The sequence below is a fragment of the Sphingomonas sp. GW821-FHT10F09 genome, from assembly GCF_058809195.1.
Genome location: NZ_JBXASI010000004.1, coordinates 49,373 through 68,028 on the forward strand (window position 1 = coordinate 49,373; position 18,656 = coordinate 68,028).

General features: G+C 70.4%; 19 protein-coding genes. 10 read left to right on the top strand and 9 right to left on the bottom strand.

What is annotated here, in order from left to right; genetic code table 11:
• Positions 1-72 precede the first annotated feature (72 nt).
• The 3 genes from thrC to AC1RTO_RS13035 all read left to right on the top strand — a co-directional run bounded on the left by thrC (position 73) and on the right by AC1RTO_RS13035 (position 2,671).
• A complete protein-coding gene (thrC, locus tag AC1RTO_RS13025; protein ID WP_493161264.1) occupies positions 73-1,464 on the top strand; it encodes a threonine synthase in 1,392 nt (463 codons plus the stop codon).
• Positions 1,465-1,469: 5 nt separating this feature from the next.
• Positions 1,470-2,339: a class I SAM-dependent methyltransferase gene (locus AC1RTO_RS13030; protein ID WP_493161265.1), complete on the top strand. Its 870-nt coding sequence runs from the start codon at positions 1,470-1,472 to the stop codon at positions 2,337-2,339.
• Between the two features lie 131 nt (positions 2,340-2,470).
• Entirely contained in the window at positions 2,471-2,671 is a 201-nt protein-coding gene (locus tag AC1RTO_RS13035; RefSeq protein ID WP_293874841.1) for a hypothetical protein, read from the top strand.
• Positions 2,672-2,679: 8 nt separating this feature from the next.
• Here AC1RTO_RS13035 and AC1RTO_RS13040 read toward each other — a convergent pair whose 3' ends face one another.
• The 3 genes from AC1RTO_RS13040 to AC1RTO_RS13050 are packed head-to-tail and all read right to left on the bottom strand — an operon-like array spanning position 2,680 to position 4,282.
• Complete coding sequence (locus AC1RTO_RS13040; RefSeq protein WP_493161266.1) at positions 2,680-3,321, bottom strand: heme exporter protein CcmB; 642 nt, start codon at positions 3,319-3,321, stop codon at positions 2,680-2,682.
• Complete coding sequence (ccmA, locus tag AC1RTO_RS13045) at positions 3,321-3,875, bottom strand: heme ABC exporter ATP-binding protein CcmA (RefSeq protein ID WP_493161267.1); 555 nt, start codon at positions 3,873-3,875, stop codon at positions 3,321-3,323. The genes AC1RTO_RS13040 and ccmA overlap by 1 nt, the downstream gene beginning before the upstream one ends.
• A complete protein-coding gene (locus tag AC1RTO_RS13050) occupies positions 3,872-4,282 on the bottom strand; it encodes a metallopeptidase family protein (RefSeq protein WP_493161268.1) in 411 nt (136 codons plus the stop codon). The genes ccmA and AC1RTO_RS13050 overlap by 4 nt, the downstream gene beginning before the upstream one ends.
• Positions 4,283-4,332: 50 nt before the next feature.
• On the opposite strand from AC1RTO_RS13050, the gene AC1RTO_RS13055 reads away from it, so the two are divergent.
• Positions 4,333-4,626, top strand: a complete 294-nt coding sequence (locus AC1RTO_RS13055; protein ID WP_493161269.1) for a 4a-hydroxytetrahydrobiopterin dehydratase — start codon at positions 4,333-4,335, stop codon at positions 4,624-4,626.
• A gap of 29 nt (positions 4,627-4,655) precedes the next feature.
• On the opposite strand, the gene AC1RTO_RS13060 is transcribed toward AC1RTO_RS13055, so the two are convergent.
• A complete protein-coding gene (locus tag AC1RTO_RS13060) occupies positions 4,656-5,456 on the bottom strand; it encodes an SDR family oxidoreductase (protein ID WP_493161270.1) in 801 nt (266 codons plus the stop codon).
• A gap of 62 nt (positions 5,457-5,518) precedes the next feature.
• On the opposite strand from AC1RTO_RS13060, the gene AC1RTO_RS13065 reads away from it, so the two are divergent.
• Both AC1RTO_RS13065 and AC1RTO_RS13070 read left to right on the top strand, forming a co-directional pair.
• Positions 5,519-6,271, top strand: a complete 753-nt coding sequence (locus tag AC1RTO_RS13065) for an ATP-binding cassette domain-containing protein (protein ID WP_493161271.1) — start codon at positions 5,519-5,521, stop codon at positions 6,269-6,271.
• Entirely contained in the window at positions 6,268-7,806 is a 1,539-nt protein-coding gene (locus AC1RTO_RS13070; protein WP_493161272.1) for an ABC transporter permease/substrate-binding protein, read from the top strand. Before AC1RTO_RS13065 ends, AC1RTO_RS13070 begins: the two co-directional genes overlap by 4 nt.
• Positions 7,807-7,836: 30 nt before the next feature.
• On the opposite strand, the gene purH is transcribed toward AC1RTO_RS13070, so the two are convergent.
• The 4 genes from purH to AC1RTO_RS13090 all read right to left on the bottom strand — a co-directional run bounded on the left by purH (position 7,837) and on the right by AC1RTO_RS13090 (position 13,235).
• Positions 7,837-9,399, bottom strand: a complete 1,563-nt coding sequence (gene purH / locus AC1RTO_RS13075) for a bifunctional phosphoribosylaminoimidazolecarboxamide formyltransferase/IMP cyclohydrolase (RefSeq protein WP_493161273.1) — start codon at positions 9,397-9,399, stop codon at positions 7,837-7,839.
• A gap of 59 nt (positions 9,400-9,458) precedes the next feature.
• A complete protein-coding gene (locus tag AC1RTO_RS13080) occupies positions 9,459-11,192 on the bottom strand; it encodes a heparinase II/III family protein (RefSeq protein ID WP_493161274.1) in 1,734 nt (577 codons plus the stop codon).
• Positions 11,189-11,860, bottom strand: a complete 672-nt coding sequence (gene rpe, locus AC1RTO_RS13085; protein ID WP_493161275.1) for a ribulose-phosphate 3-epimerase — start codon at positions 11,858-11,860, stop codon at positions 11,189-11,191. The genes AC1RTO_RS13080 and rpe overlap by 4 nt, the downstream gene beginning before the upstream one ends.
• A 64-nt stretch (positions 11,861-11,924) precedes the next feature.
• Positions 11,925-13,235, bottom strand: coding sequence for an RsmB/NOP family class I SAM-dependent RNA methyltransferase (locus tag AC1RTO_RS13090; protein WP_493161276.1), 1,311 nt, complete (start codon positions 13,233-13,235; stop codon positions 11,925-11,927).
• A 59-nt stretch (positions 13,236-13,294) separates the two neighbouring features.
• Here AC1RTO_RS13090 and AC1RTO_RS13095 point away from each other — a divergent pair, with 59 nt between their 5' ends.
• The 3 genes from AC1RTO_RS13095 to AC1RTO_RS13105 all read left to right on the top strand — a co-directional run bounded on the left by AC1RTO_RS13095 (position 13,295) and on the right by AC1RTO_RS13105 (position 16,088).
• Complete coding sequence (locus AC1RTO_RS13095) at positions 13,295-13,456, top strand: DUF1674 domain-containing protein (protein ID WP_493161277.1); 162 nt, start codon at positions 13,295-13,297, stop codon at positions 13,454-13,456.
• Positions 13,457-13,498: 42 nt separating this feature from the next.
• Positions 13,499-15,352, top strand: a complete 1,854-nt coding sequence (locus AC1RTO_RS13100) for an AsmA family protein (protein WP_493161278.1) — start codon at positions 13,499-13,501, stop codon at positions 15,350-15,352.
• Between the two features lie 64 nt (positions 15,353-15,416).
• Positions 15,417-16,088, top strand: coding sequence for a helix-hairpin-helix domain-containing protein (locus AC1RTO_RS13105; protein WP_493161279.1), 672 nt, complete (start codon positions 15,417-15,419; stop codon positions 16,086-16,088).
• A gap of 397 nt (positions 16,089-16,485) precedes the next feature.
• On the opposite strand, the gene AC1RTO_RS13110 is transcribed toward AC1RTO_RS13105, so the two are convergent.
• Positions 16,486-17,787, bottom strand: a complete 1,302-nt coding sequence (locus AC1RTO_RS13110; protein WP_493161280.1) for a hemolysin family protein — start codon at positions 17,785-17,787, stop codon at positions 16,486-16,488.
• 164 nt (positions 17,788-17,951) lie between these two features.
• On the opposite strand from AC1RTO_RS13110, the gene AC1RTO_RS13115 reads away from it, so the two are divergent.
• The gene (locus AC1RTO_RS13115; RefSeq protein WP_293874886.1) at positions 17,952-18,623 is read left to right on the top strand and encodes a YiaD family glycine zipper/OmpA-like lipoprotein; all 672 of its coding nucleotides are present in this window, start codon (positions 17,952-17,954) and stop codon (positions 18,621-18,623) included.
• The last annotated feature ends 33 nt before the right edge of the window (positions 18,624-18,656 follow it).

The window sequence follows — 18,656 nt, forward strand, 5'->3', positions numbered from 1 at the left end:
ATAGCCGGACCTTGGCCGTGCCCAAGGAAACCCGGCGTTGCCCCATGCGCCTGCGGCCGCTACCCAGCCGCGATGCGCTATGTCAGCACCCGCGGGGCCGCGCCCGCCCTCGACTTCCGTGACGTCACCCTCGCCGGGCTGGCGTCGGACGGCGGCCTCTATCTGCCCGAGGCATGGCCCGGCCTCAGCCGCGAACAGATCGCCGGCCTCGCCAACCTCTCCTATGTCGACACCGCGGTCGCGGTGATGACCCCCTTCGTCGGCGATGCGCTCACCGTCGACGAGCTGAAGGACCTGTGTACCCGCGCTTATGGCCGCTTCAGCCATGCCGCGGTGACGCCGCTGGTGCAGCTCGATCACGACCAGTGGCTGCTCGAACTGTTCCACGGGCCGACGCTGGCGTTCAAGGACGTCGCACTGCAGCTGCTCGGGTTGCTGTTCGAGAAATTCCTGACCGGTACCGACACGCATCTGACGATCGTCGGCGCGACCAGCGGCGACACCGGCTCCGCCGCGATCGACGCGATCGCCGGGCGGCAGGGCGTCGATATCTTCATGCTCCACCCCGCCGGCCGGGTGTCGGACGTGCAGCGCCGCCAGATGACGACGGTGCTCGCCCCCAACGTCCACAACATCGCGATCGACGGCGATTTCGACACCGCGCAGGCGCTGGTAAAGCGGATGTTCAACGATCCCGGCTTTTCGGGCACATTCACGCTGTCGGCGGTCAATTCGATCAACTGGGCGCGGCTGATGGCGCAGGTGGTCTATTATTTCTACGCCGCGGTCCGGCTCGGCGCCCCCGATCGCGCGGTCGCCTTCTCCGTTCCGACCGGGAATTTCGGCGACGTCTTTGCCGGTTATGTCGCGGCGAAGATGGGCCTGCCGGTTGCGAAGCTGATCGTCGCGACCAACGTCAACGACATCCTGCACCGGGCGATCTCGGCGGGCGACTATAGCAAGGGCGTCGTCCGGCAGACGCCGACGCCGTCGATGGACATCCAGGTCAGCTCCAATTTCGAACGCCTGCTGTTCGATCTCGGCGCACGCGACGGCGCCGCGCTCGCCGCGCAGATGCAGGGTTTCGAATCGTCGGGCGCGATGCGGCTGACCAATGCGCAGCACACCGGGGCCGACCTGTTCGCCAGCGACCGCGTCGACCTCGACGACATGACGCTGGCGATGCGCTGGGCGCACGAGCGCGCGGGCGAGGTGATCGACCCGCACACCGCGATCGCGCTCGCCGCGGCGCGCCGCCACGCCAGTGACGTGCTGGTGGTGACGCTCGCCACCGCGCATCCCGCCAAGTTCCGCGACGCGGTGGAGCGTGCCACGGGGCAGCGCCCGGCGTTGCCCGGCCGGATCGGCGATCTGTTCGACCGCGAGGAACGCTTCGACAGCCTGCCCGGCACGTTCGAGGCGGTCACCGCCTATATCGCCGCACGCGCGGTGCCGCGGGGCTGATCGCGATGAAGCTCGACACGCTGATCGGCGAACCCTGGGCGGATTACGGCCTGGTCGATTCGGGCCATGGCAAGAAACTGGAACGCTACGGCCGCTTTCGCTTCGTCCGCCCCGAACCGCAGGCGATGTGGGCGCCCGCGCACGCGGAATGGAAGGCGCAGGGCGAGTTCGTGCCGGCCAGCGACGAGGATGGCGGCGGCCGCTGGGTCTTCGCCGAGCCGGTACCGCGCGAAGGCTGGCCGCTCCGCTGGAACGAGGTCCGCTTCACCGCGCAGACGACGCCGTTCCGCCATCTGGGATTTTTTCCCGACATGGCGCCGGTGTGGGACTGGATCCGCGAGCAGATCGCCGACAAGCCGGGTGCGGAATGCATCAACCTCTTCGGCTATACCGGCGTCGGCACCCTCGCCATGGCCAGCGCCGGCGCCAAGATGGTGCATGTCGATGCCTCCAAGAAGTCGGTCGAGGCGGCGAAGGCCAATGCCGCGCTGTCGGGCATGCAGGATGCGCCGGTGCGCTGGATCGTCGACGATGCCGCGAAGTTCATCGCGCGCGAGGTGCGCCGCAACCGCCGCTATGACGGCATTCTGCTCGATCCGCCCAAATACGGGCGCGGGCCGGAGGGCGAGGTGTGGCGACTGGAGGAGGATCTGCCCCGCCTGATCGCCGATTGCCGCAAGCTGATCGACGCCGACAGCCGGTTCCTGTTCCTCACCGTCTATGCGGTGCGGATGTCGGCGCTGGCGATCGGCGAATTGCTCAGCCAGCTGTTCGCCGACCTGCCCGGCACGGTCGAGACGGGCGAGCTGGGCGTGCGCGAGGAAGCGCGCGGGCTGGCGCTGCCGACAGCCATCTGGGCGCGCTGGAGCCGCTGACGGGGCGCCGGACGCCATTCGTCCCGATTCCGGCGCCTGCTGCATCGCAGCAAGAATTCGTTACGGAACGCTCGTCGAACAGAAGAATTGTGATGCGCATATGCTGTTGCCCATCCCCAAGGAGGCACGCGATGCAGACCAACGACGACCGCTCCAATACCGGTGCCGACGACCAGCCGCTCAACCCGCTGTGGGGTAGACTAGCCCTGCTGATGTTCGGCCTGACCGTACTCGCTTTTCTTACCGCGATCGATCGTCCGGAATGGTTTCGCCTGAAACCGGCGACCGGCACGGCCGCAGCCATGGTCTATGCTTCGGATCATCAGAACTGAACTGACGCCTAGTCCATTCCCGCCCGGATCGCTGCCGCCGCGATCCATGGCGCGCCGGCGGTCAGCAACAGGCTGACCGCGCCGAGCAGCTTCAATGCACCGATGCCCCCGTCCAGCGATCCCGCGCCGAAGATGAGCAGCGGGATCGCCAGCGGCAGCATCACCAGCCCCGCCACCGCGCCGCCGCCGCGCAGCCCCGCGACCAGCGCCGATGTCGCCACCGCCAGCGCGGCGAGGCCCGGCGTGCCGATCGCGAGCCCCAGTTCGACCCGCAGCAGCGTCGCTGCCGACAGGTCGAACAGGCCTGCGGCGACCACTGCCGCCAGCATCAGCGGCGGCGCGAACCCCAGCCAGTGCGCGATCGTCTTCGCGAAGCCGATCAACACCAGCGGCACACCGCGTACCGCCAGCTGGTCGATCACGCCCGCCTCGACATCCGGCCCGACCAGCCGCTCGATCGGCAGCAGGGCGGCGAGCAGTGCCGCCGCCCAGATCACGCCGCCGCCGATTCGCGTCAGCAACGCGACGTCGGGCCCGACCGCGAAGGGAAACAGGCAGGCGACGAGCAGGAAGAAGGCGACCGGCCATGCCATACCGCCGCCCTGCCAGGCACGGCGCAGGTCGCGCGCGATGAGCGTCGCAAGCCGCATCAGCCGAGCCGCACCGGGATCGCATCGGGCAGGGCGACCGGCTGATGCGTCGCAACGACCGTGACGCCGCCGCCCGCACGATGCGCGGCGATCGCCGTCTCGAGCATCGCGATCCCCGCCGGATCGAGGCCGTTGGCCGGCTCGTCGAGCAGCCAGATGCTCGCCGCCGCCCCGATCACCCGCGCCAGTCCGGCCCGCCGCCGCTGCCCGGTCGATAACAGGCGCACCGGTACATCGGCGAGGTAATCCAGCCCGACCGCGGCCATCGCCGGTTCAGTCCGTGCGCCGACCCAGAAGGCGAGCGCCCGCACGAGTGGTCGTTCGGGGTCGAGCGCATGCGCCTCGCCCAGCAGCGCCACCGCACCGTCGCGGGAAACGGTGCCGGTCGCGGGCGGGAGCAGCCCCGCAGCGATGCGCAGCAGGCTCGACTTGCCGATGCCGTTCGGCCCCGACACCAGGGCGGCGTCACCGGCCCCGAGCGTCAGGTTCAGTCCGTCGAACAGCATCCGGCCGCCGCGGACGCAGGCGACGTCGGCAAGGACGAGTGCGCTCAATCCGTCACCGCATCTTCCAGCGTGTGCATGTCGTCGTCGGACAGGCCGAAATGATGGCCGATCTCATGCACGGTGACGTGGCGCACCAGATCGTCCAGCCGCACCCCGGTTTCGACCCATTCCACCAGGATCGCCTGCCGATAGAGGTGGATGCGATCGGGCATCGTACCGGAATCCATCGAGGATTTTTCGCCGAGCGGACGCCCGTGGTACAGGCCGGTCAGATCGAGCGGATGTTCCAGCCCGAGCGCGGCCAGCGTGTCGGCATCCGCCTCTTCCTCGACCAGGAGCAGCACGTCGCCGAGATGCGCGGCGAACGCCTGCGGCAGTCGCGCGATCGTATCGCGGGCGATCCGTTCGATCGCATCGGCGTCCGGCGCCACTCCAAACACATCTTGCCCGCTCATCGCCGTCGCCATACCCCTTCCCCGACCCGTCCAGCAAGGAACACCCGCGAATGATCGAACCCCTCAGCCAAGCCGAACGCGCCGATGCGCTCGATGGCCTGCCGGAATGGGATTTTGACGAGGCCCGCGATGCGATCACCCGCAGCCTCGTATTCGCCGATTTCGTCGAGGCGTTCGGCTTCATGACGCAGGTCGCGCTGATGGCGGAAAAGGCAAACCACCATCCCGAATGGCGCAACGTCTACAATCGCGTCGAAATCCTGCTGACCACGCACGACGCCGGCGGCCTGTCGCACCGCGACGTCGAGATGGCCGAGGCGATCGACGCGATCGTAGACGAATAGGCGTAGACGAACAGGAGTCGGCGGGCGGCCTAACGCAACGACCGCCGCATCCGCTTGCGCAGCACGCCCGGCATCCAGCGCGCGGCGAAGCGCAGGCGTTCGGCGGTCTTGCCGACATAGGTGTGGACGGCATCGCCATGCACCGCCTTCCACGCCGCCTCCGCCACCGCGTCGACCGGGGTCAGTTCGAGGCCCGCGCCGGTGACCGCTTCGCGGATCGAGCGGTTGGTGCCGCCCGCGACGCCGTCGAGCAGCGGCGTCTCGATGAAGCTCGGCAGCAGGCAGCGCACCTTGATCCCCGCCGAAAACCATTCGCCGTCCAGCGCCTCGCTGAGGCCGCGCACTGCGAACTTGGTCGCGGAATAGGTCGCGAGGCCCGACGATCCGTAGATGCCCGAGGCGGACGAGGTGTTGAGCAGCACCGATCCCGGCGTCCTCGCCAGATAGGCATAGCCGATGCGTGCGCCGTTGAGCACGCCGGTGAAGTTGATCGCCACCGTCCGGTCGATCGCGTCGAAATCCGCTTCCGCCAGCGGCCCGCCGGTGCCGATGCCGGCATTGTTGAACAGGACGTCGAGCCGCCCGCCGCTCGATCGGGTGAAGGCGTCGAGCGTCGCGGTCCAGGCGTCGCGGTCGCGGACGTCCATGACGTAGCGTTCCGCCATGCCGGCCGGCAGCAGCGCGGCGGTGGCGGCGAGGCCGGCGGCGTCGACGTCGGCGATCCCGACCCGCCAGCCGCGATCCGCGAACAGCCGGGCGACGGCCCGGCCGATGCCCGATCCACCGCCGGTGATGAAGATCGCCTTCGTGCCGTTGCTGTCCGGGCTCATCCATTCTCTCCTGCCGTCCATTGATTGGACTTTGGCGGAGGCATCCCGCATCGTCGCCGCCGATGCCAGCAGAATCGCTCCGTTTCGACGCCGTCACCAAGGCTTATGGCGAAACGCGGGCGGTGGACGGCGTTGACCTCTCGATCACGGCCGGCAGCTTCGTCGCGCTGGTCGGCGCGTCGGGATCGGGCAAGTCGACGCTGCTCAAGACGATCAACCGGCTGATCGAACCCACCGCCGGCCGGGTACTGCTGGATGGTGAGGATGTCGCCGCCGGACCTGCGCCCGCGCTGCGGCGGCGGATCGGATACGTCTTCCAGAGCATCGGCCTGTTCCCCCACATGACCGTCGCCGAGAATATTGGCATCGGCCCGCGCATCGCCGGCGCCCCCCCCGCCGACGTCGCGCGGCTGCTCGACCTCGTCGCATTGCCGCAGGGGGTCGCGACGCGCATGCCCGACGCGCTGTCGGGCGGGCAGCGGCAGCGCGTCGCCATCGCCCGCGCGCTGGCGCCGGGGGCGAAGCTGTTGCTGCTCGACGAGGCGTTCGGCGCGCTCGACCCGGTGACGCGCGACGCGCTGGGGACGGAGATCCGCGCGCTCCATGACCGGCTTGGCCTCACCACCATCCTCGTCACCCACGACATGGCGGAGGCGCTGCTGCTCGCCGACCGGGTGCTGGTGATGCAGGCGGGACGGATCGTCGCAGATGCGACCCCGGCCGAATTGCTGGGCGGCGGTGGCGGCGAGGCGGCGCAGGCGCTGGTCGCGGTGCCGCGGCAACAGGCCGAGCGGCTGCGGGCGGTCACGGCATGAGCGCCTTCCTCGACGCGCTCGGCCGGGTGCCGCCGTTGCTGGCGCAGCATGTCCTGCTATCCGCCGCGGCGCTGCTGCTGGGGATCTTTATCAGCCTGCCGCTGGCGATCGTCGCCGCGCGACGGCCGCGCGCCGGGAGCGTCATCCTCGGCTTCGCCAGCCTCGTCCAGACGGTGCCGAGCCTCGCACTGCTCGCGCTCTTCTATCCGTTGCTGCTGTGGCTGTCGGCGCTGGTCGGCGGCGGGATACCGGCGCTAGGTTTCCTGCCGTCGCTGATCGCGCTGACGCTCTATGCGCTGCTGCCGATCATCCGCAACGGCGTCGCAGGGCTGACCGGGATCGACCCGGCGGTACGGCAGGCGGCGCAGGCGGTCGGCATGACGCCGGCGCAGATGCTGCGGCTGGTCGAGGCGCCGCTGATCGCGCCGGTGCTGATCGCCGGCATCCGCACCGCGGCGGTGTGGACGATCGGCGCGGCGACGCTGTCGACCACGGTCGGCCAGCCGAGCCTCGGCGATATGATCTTCGCCGGGTTGCAGACGCAGAACTGGGCGCTGGTGCTCGCCGGCTGCGTCGCCGCGGCAGGCCTCGCGCTCGCGGCGGACGCGCTGATCGGGCTGGTCGAGCGCGGCATGGCCCGCCGCCGCCGGCCGTTGTGGATGGGCGCCTGCGTTGCGCTGGTCGCCGGGCTGTTGCTCGCCACCGCGCCGCTCTGGCATCGCGCCGGCGGCGACCGGGTGGTGACGATCGGCGCCAAGAACTTCTCCGAACAATATATCCTCGCCCGGCTGATCGGCGACCGGCTGACCCGCGCCGGCTATACCGTCCGCTATCGCGACGGACTGGGATCGGCGGTGATCTATGGCGCGCTGGGCGGCGGCGACGTCGACGTCTATGTCGATTATGCCGGCACGCTGTGGGCCGGACCGATGCGGCGGACCGACGTACCCGATCCCAAAGCGATGGTCGCCGAGATCGGCCGCTGGGCGCAGGCGACGAGCGGCGTGCGGCTGATCGGGCCGCTGGGATTCGAGAATGCCTATGCCTTCGCGATGCGCGGCGACGATGCGCGGCGGCGGGGAATCGCCAGCCTGGCCGATCTGGTGGCGGCGGCGCCGGGGCTGACGCTGGGCAGCGACCTCGAATTCCTCGAACGGCCGGAATGGGCGGCGGTGCGCAAGGCCTATCCGTTGCGGTTCAAGGCGATGACGCCCTATGCGCCGACCTTCATGTATCGCGCGCTGGCGAGCGGCGAGGCGGATGTGATCTCCGCCTTTTCCTCCGACGGTCGGATCGCGGCCGACCGGCTGACGGTGCTCGCCGATCCGCGCCATGCGATCCCCAGCTACGACGCGCTGCTGCTGGTCGCGCCGGGTCGGGCGAAGGATGCGCGGTTCGCCGCGGCGCTCGCGCCGCTGGTCGGACGCATCCCGGTGAGCGCGATGCGCGAGGCCAATTATCAGGTCGATCGCGATACGGGGAAGCGGACGCCGGAGCAGGCGGCCGGCTGGCTGGCGACGCGCCTGGGGTTGTGACGCGACGCGCCGGCGTCGCGCCCTGCCGGATCAGTGGCGGAAGTGGCGTATGCCGGTGAAGACCATGGCGAGGCCGGCGGCATCGGCGGCGGCGATGACCTCTTCGTCGCGGATCGATCCACCCGGCTGGATCACCGCGGTGGCGCCCGCCTCGACCGCGGCGAGCAGGCCGTCGGCGAAGGGGAAGAAGGCGTCCGACGCGACCGCGGAGCCGATCGTGCGCGGCTGCGTCCAGCCCGCCTTGTCGGCGGCATCCTTGGCCTTCCACGCGGCGATGCGCGCGGATTCGAGGCGGTTCATCTGGCCTGCGCCGACGCCGGCGGTGGCGCCGTCCTTCGCATAGACGATCGCGTTCGACTTGACGTGCTTGGCGATCGTCCAGGCGAAGCGGCAATCGGCCAGTTCCTGCTCGGTCGGCTGGCGCTTCGTCACGACGGTCAGCTCGCCCGGCGTGCCGGCGTCGCGGTCCTGCACCAGCCAGCCGCCGGCGATCGATTTGGCGAACAGGCCGGCGCGCGCCGCGTCGGGCAGGTCGCCGGTGAGCAGCAGGCGCAGGTTCTTCTTGGCGGCGAACAACGCCAGCGCATCGGCGTCGGCGTCGGGCGCGACGACCACCTCGGTGAAGATGCCGGTGATCGCCTTGGCCGTCGCCGCGTCGAGCGGGCGGTTGACCGCGATGATGCCGCCGAACGCCGACACGGTGTCGCAGGCGAACGCCTCGGCATAGGCCTGTGCGAGGGTGGCAGCGGTGGCGACGCCGCAGGGGTTGGCGTGCTTGACGATGACGCAGGTGGGCTCGGCGTCGCGGAATTCGGCGATCAGCTCGAGCGCGGCATCGGCGTCGTTGAGGTTGTTGTAGGACAGTTCCTTGCCCTGCACTTGCCGGGCCTGGCCGATGCCGCGAACACCGTCGTTGGCGGTGTAGAAGGCGGCCGACTGGTGCGGGTTCTCGCCGTAGCGGAGCGATGCGGCGCGGGTCATCGTCACTGGCAGCACCGCCGGGAACGGCTCCGCCTGATCGACCGTGCCGAACCAGCGCGCGATCGCGCCGTCGTAGCTGGCGGTGGCGGCGAACGCCTTGGCGGCGAAGAGCTTGCGCTGGTCGAGCGTCGTCTCGCCCGATGCGAGACTGGCATAATCGGCGGGATCGGTGACGATCGCGACATAGGCGTGGTTCTTGGCGGCGGAGCGGACCATGCTGGGGCCGCCGATGTCGATATTCTCGATCACCGTGTCGCGATCCGCGCCGCGGGCCACGGTCGCCTCGAACGGGTAGAGATTGACGACGACGAGGTCGATCGCACCGATGCCGTGGGCGGTCATCGCGGCGGCATGTTCGGGATCGTCGCGCACCGCGAGCAGACCGCCGTGGACCATCGGGTGCAGCGTCTTGACGCGGCCGTCCATCATCTCGGGGAAACCGGTGAGGTCCGACACGTCGCGGACGGCGAGGCCCGCGTCGCGCAGCGCCTTGGCGGTGCCGCCGGTCGACACCAGCTCGACACCCTTGCCGGCAAGTGCGCGGGCGAGGGCGACCACCCCGGTCTTGTCGGACACGGACAGGAGGGCGCGCGTGATGGTGATCGTCGACATGGGGCTTCCTTAGGGCGTTCGCGCGCGTCCCCTAGCGGCGGAACGGGCGTCCGAACAGGTCAGATCGCCCGTTTCAGCGCCCAGCTGACGTTTGCACCGCCCGCAGGCGCCTCGCCGCCGACGACGAGCTGCTGCGTCGCGATCGGCCGGCCCTCGCCGTCGATCCACAGCGAATCCTCGATCGTCAGCGCGCCGCCGCGGCAGCGGAACTGCCAGAGCGCGCCGCCCGGCAGCCGCAGCAAGGCGGCAAGCCCGTCGGCGGTCGGCGACGCCTGCACCCCCTCGCCCAGATGGAAGCGGACCGCGAATGGCACCACGCCCAACTTGCGGCGGCGCCCCTGCGGCAGCAGCGCATCCTCGCCGCGCAATTCCTTGCCGTCGCCGGTCAGCATCAGCTGGCGGCGGTGGACGAAGCCCCAGCGGCGGACATAGCCGTCGTGGCTCGCCTCGATCCGGCTGGCGACGTCCGATTCCTGCCGTGACAGTTCGACCTCGACGACGCCGCGGCCGAGCGTGCCGTCGGCATGGATCGCGGTGCTGTTCGAATCGCCCACGGTCAGCGTCGAATGCGCGGCGGTGGTGCGCAGCCCCTCGGCAAAGGCGGCGGGCAGCTGCGCGACCGCGGCGCGCGCGCCGCCGCAATTGACCACCAGTCGCGAATCGCCGTCGGAGAATTCGAACGCGAGGGTCGAGGCGCAGCCACCCTCGACCAGCCGCGCGATCGGCGGCGGCGCGGCATCGACGATCAGCACCGCCGCGCCCGCGGCGAGGCGCTGATAGCCCCAGTCGCGCGCCTGACGCAGCGGCCGGGTGCGGATGCCGCTCGCCTCGATCACCGCGGCGATGGCGTCCGGCGTGGCCGGGCCACCGCCCTGCCAGCTCGACAGCAGCCGGTCGCCGTGCATCGTGCCGAGCAGCGCCGGCACCGCCCGCGCCAGCGCGTTCTGCGCGGACGCCGGCAGTTCCTCGCGCCGCGCCGCATAGGTTTCGCGCAGCATCGCCAGCAGCATGATCGTATCGAGCAGCATCGCCGGGCTGCGCGACACCGATCCGCCATCCTCGCTGAGGCCGGAGGCGAGCGCACGCGCCAGCCCCGCCTCGCCGAAGCTGCGACGCGGATCGCCGCCGGGGATCAGCAGGCCGGCGGCGACGACGCCGGACCAGGCGGCGATCCGCTGCGCGCCCGGTGCCGCCTTGTCGGCGCCGCGATCGAGGTGCCGCGCGCCGCGGGCGAGCGTGTTGAGGACGCTGGAGCGATAGACGAGGTCGGTCGACGACAGGATCAGCGGCGCATGCGCGGTCCAGTAGAGCAGCCGCCGTCCCCACAGGTCCGGACGCCAGGCGAGCGCATCGACCTTTTCCGCATAATCGTCGAGCCAGCGCGCCATCAGCTGTTCGGCGATCGGCGCCCCCTGCGCGCGGGTCGCCACGGTCGACAGGTCGCGCAGCCAGGCGAAGCTGTGAACATATTCGGCGAACGGCCGGCCCCATTCGCCGCGCTTGAACGCGAGCGTGTCGACCGGATGCGTCTCGCCACGAAAGCTCAATTCGCCCTTCAGCAGCGCCCGGCCGCGCGCGACGTCGCCGATGACGGGATCGTCGGGCACCGCGATCAGCTTGAGCGGATAGCGACCCTTCAGCCGCATGCTGTGGATCGGCGTACGCCAGGTCAATTTGTGGAAGCGTTCGGACAGGCGCTCGGCGAGGCTGAGCCCCTTGTCGCCGCCGACGCGCATCAGGCGCTTGCCCTCCTCGATGCCGTCGGCCTGCGTATCGGGCGACATGTCGTTCATTCCGCGTGCCGCGTCCCGCGCAGCGCCGCGATGTTCGCGGCATAGGCATCGGGGCCGCCCTTGAACGCCGCGGTGCCGGCGACGAGCGCGTCCGCGCCCGCTTCGATGCAGCGAACGGCATGGTGGGCGTCGACGCCGCCGTCGACCTCCAGATCGATCGCGCGGCCCGAAGCATCGATCATCTTGCGGATCGCCGCGATCTTCTTGAGCTGGCTGTCGATGAATTTCTGGCCGCCGAAGCCGGGGTTGACACTCATCACCAGCACCAGGTCGACCATGTCGATCAGATAATCGAGCATCTTGGCGGGCGTGCCGGGATTGAGCACGACGCCGGCGCGCTTGCCCAGCCCCTTGATATGCTGGACGGTGCGATGGATGTGCGGCCCCGCCTCCGGATGGACGGTGATGCAGTCCGCGCCGGCCTCGGCAAAGGCGTCGAGGTACAGGTCGACCGGCGAGATCATCAGATGCACGTCGAACGGCTTGGCGGTGTGCGGGCGCAGCGCCTTTACCACCGCCGGACCGATCGTGATGTTCGGCACGAAATGGCCGTCCATCACGTCAATATGGATCCAGTCCGCGCCTGCCGCATCGATGGCGCGCACCTCCTCGCCCAGTCTGGCGAAATCGGCGGACAGAATGGACGGGGCGATACGGACCGGTTGCATGACCGATCTCTGTAACCGCGTATGTCTCTATTACAATGCGCTTGGGGCGTGTCGGCCGCCCGACTTACCCTTTACGCTTTAGTCGCACGATGAAGAAGCCGTCGCAGCCGCCCCGGTCGGCGAGCATGCCCGGCAGGGTGCGGACATAGCCGTCGGCATGGACCTGGACGCCGGGCGGCAGCAGCGTCGCATCGGGCGCGTCGATCGCATAATCCGGGCGGTCGGCCAGCAGGCGTGCGAGCTGCGCCTCCCCCTCTGCCGATTCGAGGCTGCACGTCGCGAAGACGAGCGTGCCGCCCGGCTTCACCCAGTCGGCGGCGCGCGCGAACAGGCGGGCCTGCAACAGCGCCATCTCCTCGATGATCGCCGGATGGACGCGGTGGAGCACGTCGGGGTGACGACGGAAAATGCCGGTCGCGCTGCACGGCGCATCGATCAGCAGCGCGTCGGCGGGCGCGTCCGGTGCCCATTTCAGCACGTCGGCGGCGATCACCTCCGCCTTCAGCCGGGTGCGGAACAGATTCTCGCGCAACCGCTTGATGCGGGCGTTGGAGACGTCGACCGCGGCGACCTGCAGGCCGGCGGCGGCGAGCTGGAGCGTCTTGCCGCCCGGCGCGGCGCACAGGTCGATCGCGGTGCCCCCGCCCCCCACCGACGCCCGGTCGGCGAGCAGGCGCGCGGGGATCGAGGCGGCGATATCCTGCACCCACCAGCGCCCCTCGGCGAAGCCCGGCAATTCGGTGACCGAGTCGGCATCGACGATGCGGACATGGCCGGGCATCAGGCTGGTGCCACCGAGTTCGGCGACCCAATGGTCCGTCTCGCCCGCATCGGCGAGCGTGAGGTCGAGCGGCGGCGGCGCGGCGATGGCAAGGCGTGCGCCCTCCGCCATGTCCGCCCCCCAGGCCGCCTCCCACCGCGCCTCGACCTTGGGCGGCAGCGCAGGGAGTTCGGGCAGCAGCACGCCCGACCGGGTGATCGCACCGAAGACGCCATGGACCAGCTTGCGCGGGCCGCCGTCGACCAGCGGCAGCACCGTGGCGATCGCGGCGTGGTGCGGCGTGCCGAGCACCAGCGCCTGCACCAGCGCGATGCGCAGCGCCATCCGCGCCTTGGCATCGTCGGGCAGCGGGCGTTCGGTGACCGAATCGATTAGCGCGTCGAGATCGGGCAGCCGCCGCAGCACCTCCGCGGCGATCGCATGGGCGAGGCCGCGGTCGGGGCCGTAGACGTGGCGGGTGGCGGCGACCAGCGCCTGTTCCAGCGGGTCGCCGCGGCGCAGGACAGCGTCGAGCAGGCGCAGCGCGGCACGGCGCGAGGGGGTGCCGAGGGCGTCGGCGTTATCGGCGGGTGCATCGCGATTGAATCGGGGCAAACTTGTCTAACCTGCTGCGGAGAACGATATGAACGTCTCCCTTAGACCGGAGAGACGCGATGGGCCAACGTCCCGCACATGTGAAGCCGCCCGCCTATCTGTCGCAGAACCTTCCGGTGCCCGCACCAGAGCAGAAGACGAGCGATCAGGAGGACCCGCTGGGCCTCGATCCGACGCGCTACGGCGATTGGGAACTGAAGGGGATCGCGGTCGACTTCTGACCGTTCCGGAACCAAATCGACCGGAAAGGCGTCCAGCCTCGCATGACATCCCGGCCGCGCGTCAGCAGGCGCACCCTGCTGCTGACCCTCGCGCTGGCAGTGCCGGCCATCCTGCTGCTCGTGGTCGCCGCCTTTCCGTTCGGCATGCTGAAGGGCGTGATGGCCGACCGGCTGAGCCAGCGATTCGGTCGCCCCGTGACGATCGCCGGCATGGCGCGGGTCGACCGCTTTGGCTTCACCCCGACGATCGCCGTGACCGGGGTGACGATCCCGCAGGCGGCATGGGCGGGGCGCGGCGATTTCCTGCGGCTGCGCGAGGCACGGGTCAGCTTTCCGGTGTGGCCGCTGCTGACGGGGACGTTCCGCCCGCGTGATATCGAGATCGACGGGTTGCAGCTGGCGCTGGTCCGCGCCGCCGACGGCCGCACCAACTGGTCGCGGCCGGGCGAGCCCGAGAGCGGCGGATCGTCCAACGACCTCAAGGGGCTGACCGTCCGTAACAGCATGATCCATTACGTTGACGCGAAGCGGCAGCGGCAGGCGCGCGTCGCCTTCGCCTCCGACGCGCAGGGGCTGCGCGCGCGGGGGACCGGCACGATCCGCGGCCTGCCGGTGCGGATCGCGCTCGCCGGCGCGCAGGTCGCGCAGCCGACGCCGGGGCCATGGCCGTTTACCGCCGCGATCGACGGCGCGGCGCTGCGGATGCGCGCGCGCGGCCGGATGGAACGGCCGCTCGACACCGATGCGATGACGCTCGACGTCGACGCGCGTGCCGCCGACCTGCGGCTGATCGACGCGGTGATAGAGGCCGGGCTGTTCGGCACCCAGCCGGTGGCGCTCGTCGCGCAGGTTCGGCACGCCGCGCCGCGCTGGATCGTCACCGGGCTGAAGGGGACGATCGGCCAGTCCGACATCGCCGGCCACGTCACCGTCGACAAACAGGACGGCCGCACCAGGCTGGACGGCGCGATCGCGTCGCGACGGTTCGACTTCGACGACCTCTCTTCGGACGAGGGGCTGGCCAAGGGCGCCGCACTGGAACGCGCGATCGGTCCGCGGGTGGTGCCCGACACGCGGATCGACCTGTCGAAGATCGACAAGACCGACGGGCGAATCGCCGTGAAGGTCGCGCGCGTTGTCAGCCGCGGCGGCGGCACCTCGGTGACCGGCGTGCAGGGCGTGCTGACGCTCGATCGCCAGCGGCTGCGGGTCGATCCGCTGACCATCCGGCTTGCGGGTGGGACGGCACGCGGGGCGCTGACCGTGGACCAGCGCGGCGGTGCCGCATCGCCGACGCTGACCGTCGACCTGCGGCTGACCGGCACGCGGGTGGAGGCGCTGGCGGGGGCCGGCGGCGCCTTTACCGGGCGCGTCGCGGCGCGGGCGCGGCTGACCGGGCGCGGCGAGACGATCCGCGCGGCGATCGGTCGCTCCACCGGCCGGATCGGCTTCGTGGTACGGGACGGCGCGCTGCCGGCGCGTTATGCCGCCGCACTTGGCTTCGATGCGGGCCGGGCGCTGCTGGCCGACGACGATGACAGCGCGCGACTGCGGTGCGTGGTGCTGGGCCTCGCGGTCAAAGACGGGCGCGGTGCCGCTGCACCGCTGGTGGTGGACACCAGCGCCAGCCAGTTGCGTGGCAGCGGCAGCGTCAGCTTTCCTGCCGAGCGGATCGATTTCCGCCTGACCGGCGCGCCCAAGGGCAGGAGCCTGCTGCGCCTGCCCGGATCGGCGATCATGACCGGCACGCTGAGCGATCCGGTGCTGACCGTGCCGCCCGAGGTGAAATCAGCGGGCAACATCTTCAAGGCGATCGGGCGCGCGATCACCGGACGACAGGGGCCGGTCGCACACGATGCCGACTGCGCGGGGCTGGCGGCGCGGGCGCTGCGCTGAGCCTTCGGCGCCGGGTTCACGTTTCCGCTCGCCGTGCCGTAGCGTCGCCGCTAGGATCGCGCGCATGAACGATACCGCGACTGCCGGGGGTGCCTCCGGCGCCAGCCTGATCCCGAGCACCACCGACGCCTTCACCTATGCGCATCTGATCGTGATCGCGCTGTTCGCGGTCGCGGTGCTCGTCGCGATCGTCTGGGGCATGCGCCTCAAACGCCAGCGGAAAGCGGCAGAAGAGGCGATCGCCGAACGCAACGTCGAGGTCGAGCAGACGGCGGAAGAGACATCCCTCGCGGCCCCGCCTGTCGCCCGGCCCGCGCCCGAACCGGTGGCGGCACCCCCATCTGCGCCCGCGCCTGCCCCGGCATCCGCTCCGCCGCCCGCCCCCGAACCGGCACCCACCCCCTTTGCCGACGAACCGATCGCGGCGAGCGCGCCGCTCGACGCCAGTCCGGCGAGCGAAGCCGCCTCCGCCCCCGTTGCGGCGGGCGACGACCCCGCCGCCGCATCGGTATCGACGCTGAAGGGGCTCGGGCCGAAGCTGGCGGCGCGGCTGGGCGAACTCGGTATCACCACCGTCGGTCAGGTCGCGGCGCTGGACGACGACGAGGCGCTGCGACTCGACGCGCAACTCGGGCCGTTCGCCGGCCGGCTGACCCGCGACCGCTGGATCGAGCAGGCGCGCTTTCTGGCAGCGGGCGATCAGGCGGGGTTCGAGGCGGTGTTCGGGCGGCTGTAACGCCCCCTGCCCGATCGATCGCGATGACGGCCTGAGGTTCGCGCAAAGGCGCGGAGGGCGCAGAGGCAATGCGCTCACGTCGACGGTAGGCCGTATTTATCAAACCATCGCGGTGACGGGACGACGTCTCCTTGCGCGCCACGTCTCGGCGTCCTCTGCGCCCCCGCGCGAACTCGTTCGGTTTGCGGTTTGACGCTGTCGCCAGTCGCGATCCCGGAGCTGGATCCCCGTCATGACGGACACGATTCGGCATCCACGGTTCCAAGGTCGACAGGTCGCGATGCGCGGCCTGGTGGCCCCCGGAACCAGTCCGGGGTGACGGGTAGCAGCGGCACTGGCGCGTATCCCGCCCATGGCGACCCCACGCCGGCCGAGCCAAGCGACGATCACGCCGTCCTTAAATCTCGCTGACGAGCAGCTTGTCGATACGACGGCCGTCGAGGTCGACCACCTCGAAGCGCCAGCCCTGTTCCTCGAAGCTTTCGCCCTCGCCGGGCAGGTGACGGAAGGCGGCGAGCGCCAGCCCGGCGACGGTCGCATAGTCGCGGTCCTCGGGCAGGTCGATGCCGAGCCGCTCGGCCAGCGCATCCGCCGCCATCGTGCCCGCCACCAGCAGCGACCCGTCGTCGCGCACCACCACCGACGGCGCATCGTCGGGATCGGCGTCGCTGGCGAATTCGCCGGCGATCGCGGCGAGCAGGTCGGCAGGGGTGACGATCCCTTCGAAATGGCCGTATTCGTCGTGGATCAGTGCCATCGGCACCTCGGCCTGACGCAGCGCGATCAGCGCGTCCATCGCGTCGATCCGGTCAATCACGACGGGCGCCTTGCGCATCAGCGTCTTGAGATCGAGCGCCTGGCCGCGGAACAGCGCCGCGGCGATGTCGCGCGCCTGCACGACCCCGATCACCGCGTCGATCGATCCTTCCGCCACCGGCAGGCGGGTGTGCGGCGTCGCGAGCAGCGTGTCGCGGATCCCCTCCGGCCCCAGATTGCAGTCGAGCCAGTCGACCTCGGTCCGCGGCGTCATCACCTCGCGCACCGGCCGGTCGGCGAGCCGGACGACGCCCGAGATGATCGTGCGCTCATGCTCTTCGATCACGCCCGACTTGCTCGCCTCGGCGACGATCAGGTGCAATTCCTCGGCGGTGACCTGATCTTCCGATTCGCGGTTGAGGCCAAGGATGCGGAAGACGAGCGCGCTCGACGAATCGAGCAGCCATACCAGCGGCGCGCAGATCACCGCGATATAGCGCATCGGCACCGCGACCAGCGACGCCACCGTCTCCGGCTTGCGCAGCGCGAACTGCTTGGGGACGAGTTCGCCGATGATGAGCGAGGCATAGGTGGTCAGGCCGATGACCAGCGCGAAGCCTGCGGTTTCCGCGGTTTCCGGCGACAGGCCGAGCGTTTGCAGGCGCGCGGCGGTGGGGCTGCCGAGGCTCGATCCCGAATAGGCGCCCGCGAGGATGCCGATCAGGGTGATGCCGATCTGCACCGAGGACAGGAATTTGCCGGGATCCGCCGCCAGCTTCAGCGCCGCCGCCGGCCCCTTGCGTCCCGATCGCGCCAGCGCCTCGAGCCGCGCCTTGCGCGACGAGACGATCGCCAGCTCGCTCATCGCGAACACGCCGTTCAACGCGACGAGCGCGAGGATGATGAGGACGTCGATCCAGGGAAAGGGCGGAAGCGGTGCCATCGGCGAACGCGTCTTTGCCGCACAAGTGACGCGACCACAACTGTCTCCGTCACGGCGAAACGCAATGATACGTCAGCCGCGGTTCAGATCGCAGGCGGAACAAGCCGCTTCGGACCTGAGTTTAACCTCCAAACGACCATGCCAAAGACCATGAAAGGGATGTCATGAAATCCAGATTTGCCGCCGCCGCCGCGCTCGCCGCGCTGGTCACCACCAGCGCCTGCACCACCGATCCGGAGACGGGCGAACGCCGCATCTCCAAGACCGCGATCGGCGGCATCGGCGGTGCGCTGGGCGGCTATCTGCTCGGCGACCTCGTCGGCGGACGCCGCGACCGGACTGAGAAGATCCTCGGCGCCGGCATCGGCGGCCTCGCCGGCGCGGGGATCGGCGCGTACATGGACAAGCAGGAGCGCGACCTGCGCGCCCGCACCGCCGGCACCGACGTGCAGGTGACGCGCGAGGGCGACAATCTGGTGCTCAACATCCCGTCTGGCATCACCTTCGCCTATGACAGCGCCGACGTGCAGCCGCAGTTCAAGCGGACGCTCGACCAGGTCGCCGACACGCTGGCGCAGTATAACCAGACCTATATCGACGTATACGGCCACACCGATTCGACCGGCTCGGACGCGTACAACCAGACGCTGTCGGAGCGGCGCGCCACCTCGGTCGCCGACTATCTCGCCGGCCGCGGCGTGCAGCCGGCGCGCATCGGCACCCGCGGCTTCGGCGAATCGCAGCCGATCGCCTCGAACGACACCGATGCCGGCCGCGCCGCGAATCGCCGCGTCGAGGTGAAGATCGTGCCGATCTCCCAGAGCGACCTGCGCTGATCGCCTGACCGTCGAACCGCCTGTCCCGCGTCC

Bases quoted from the DNA above. Each gene is read 5' to 3' on its own strand.
- thrC (WP_493161264.1), top strand. From the start codon at position 73: ATGCGCTATGTCAGCACCCGCGGGGCCGCGCCCGCCCTCGACTTCCGT.
- AC1RTO_RS13030 (WP_493161265.1), top strand. From the start codon at position 1,470: ATGAAGCTCGACACGCTGATCGGCGAACCCTGGGCGGATTACGGCCTG.
- AC1RTO_RS13035 (WP_293874841.1), top strand. From the start codon at position 2,471: ATGCAGACCAACGACGACCGCTCCAATACCGGTGCCGACGACCAGCCG.
- AC1RTO_RS13040 (WP_493161266.1), bottom strand. From the start codon at position 3,321: ATGCGGCTTGCGACGCTCATCGCGCGCGACCTGCGCCGTGCCTGGCAG.
- AC1RTO_RS13050 (WP_493161268.1), bottom strand. From the start codon at position 4,282: ATGAGCGGGCAAGATGTGTTTGGAGTGGCGCCGGACGCCGATGCGATC.
- AC1RTO_RS13055 (WP_493161269.1), top strand. From the start codon at position 4,333: ATGATCGAACCCCTCAGCCAAGCCGAACGCGCCGATGCGCTCGATGGC.
- AC1RTO_RS13060 (WP_493161270.1), bottom strand. From the start codon at position 5,456: ATGAGCCCGGACAGCAACGGCACGAAGGCGATCTTCATCACCGGCGGT.
- AC1RTO_RS13065 (WP_493161271.1), top strand. From the start codon at position 5,519: ATGCCAGCAGAATCGCTCCGTTTCGACGCCGTCACCAAGGCTTATGGC.
- AC1RTO_RS13070 (WP_493161272.1), top strand. From the start codon at position 6,268: ATGAGCGCCTTCCTCGACGCGCTCGGCCGGGTGCCGCCGTTGCTGGCG.
- purH (WP_493161273.1), bottom strand. From the start codon at position 9,399: ATGTCGACGATCACCATCACGCGCGCCCTCCTGTCCGTGTCCGACAAG.
- AC1RTO_RS13080 (WP_493161274.1), bottom strand. From the start codon at position 11,192: ATGAACGACATGTCGCCCGATACGCAGGCCGACGGCATCGAGGAGGGC.
- rpe (WP_493161275.1), bottom strand. From the start codon at position 11,860: ATGCAACCGGTCCGTATCGCCCCGTCCATTCTGTCCGCCGATTTCGCC.
- AC1RTO_RS13095 (WP_493161277.1), top strand. From the start codon at position 13,295: ATGGGCCAACGTCCCGCACATGTGAAGCCGCCCGCCTATCTGTCGCAG.
- AC1RTO_RS13100 (WP_493161278.1), top strand. From the start codon at position 13,499: ATGACATCCCGGCCGCGCGTCAGCAGGCGCACCCTGCTGCTGACCCTC.
- AC1RTO_RS13105 (WP_493161279.1), top strand. From the start codon at position 15,417: ATGAACGATACCGCGACTGCCGGGGGTGCCTCCGGCGCCAGCCTGATC.
- AC1RTO_RS13110 (WP_493161280.1), bottom strand. From the start codon at position 17,787: ATGGCACCGCTTCCGCCCTTTCCCTGGATCGACGTCCTCATCATCCTC.
- AC1RTO_RS13115 (WP_293874886.1), top strand. From the start codon at position 17,952: ATGAAATCCAGATTTGCCGCCGCCGCCGCGCTCGCCGCGCTGGTCACC.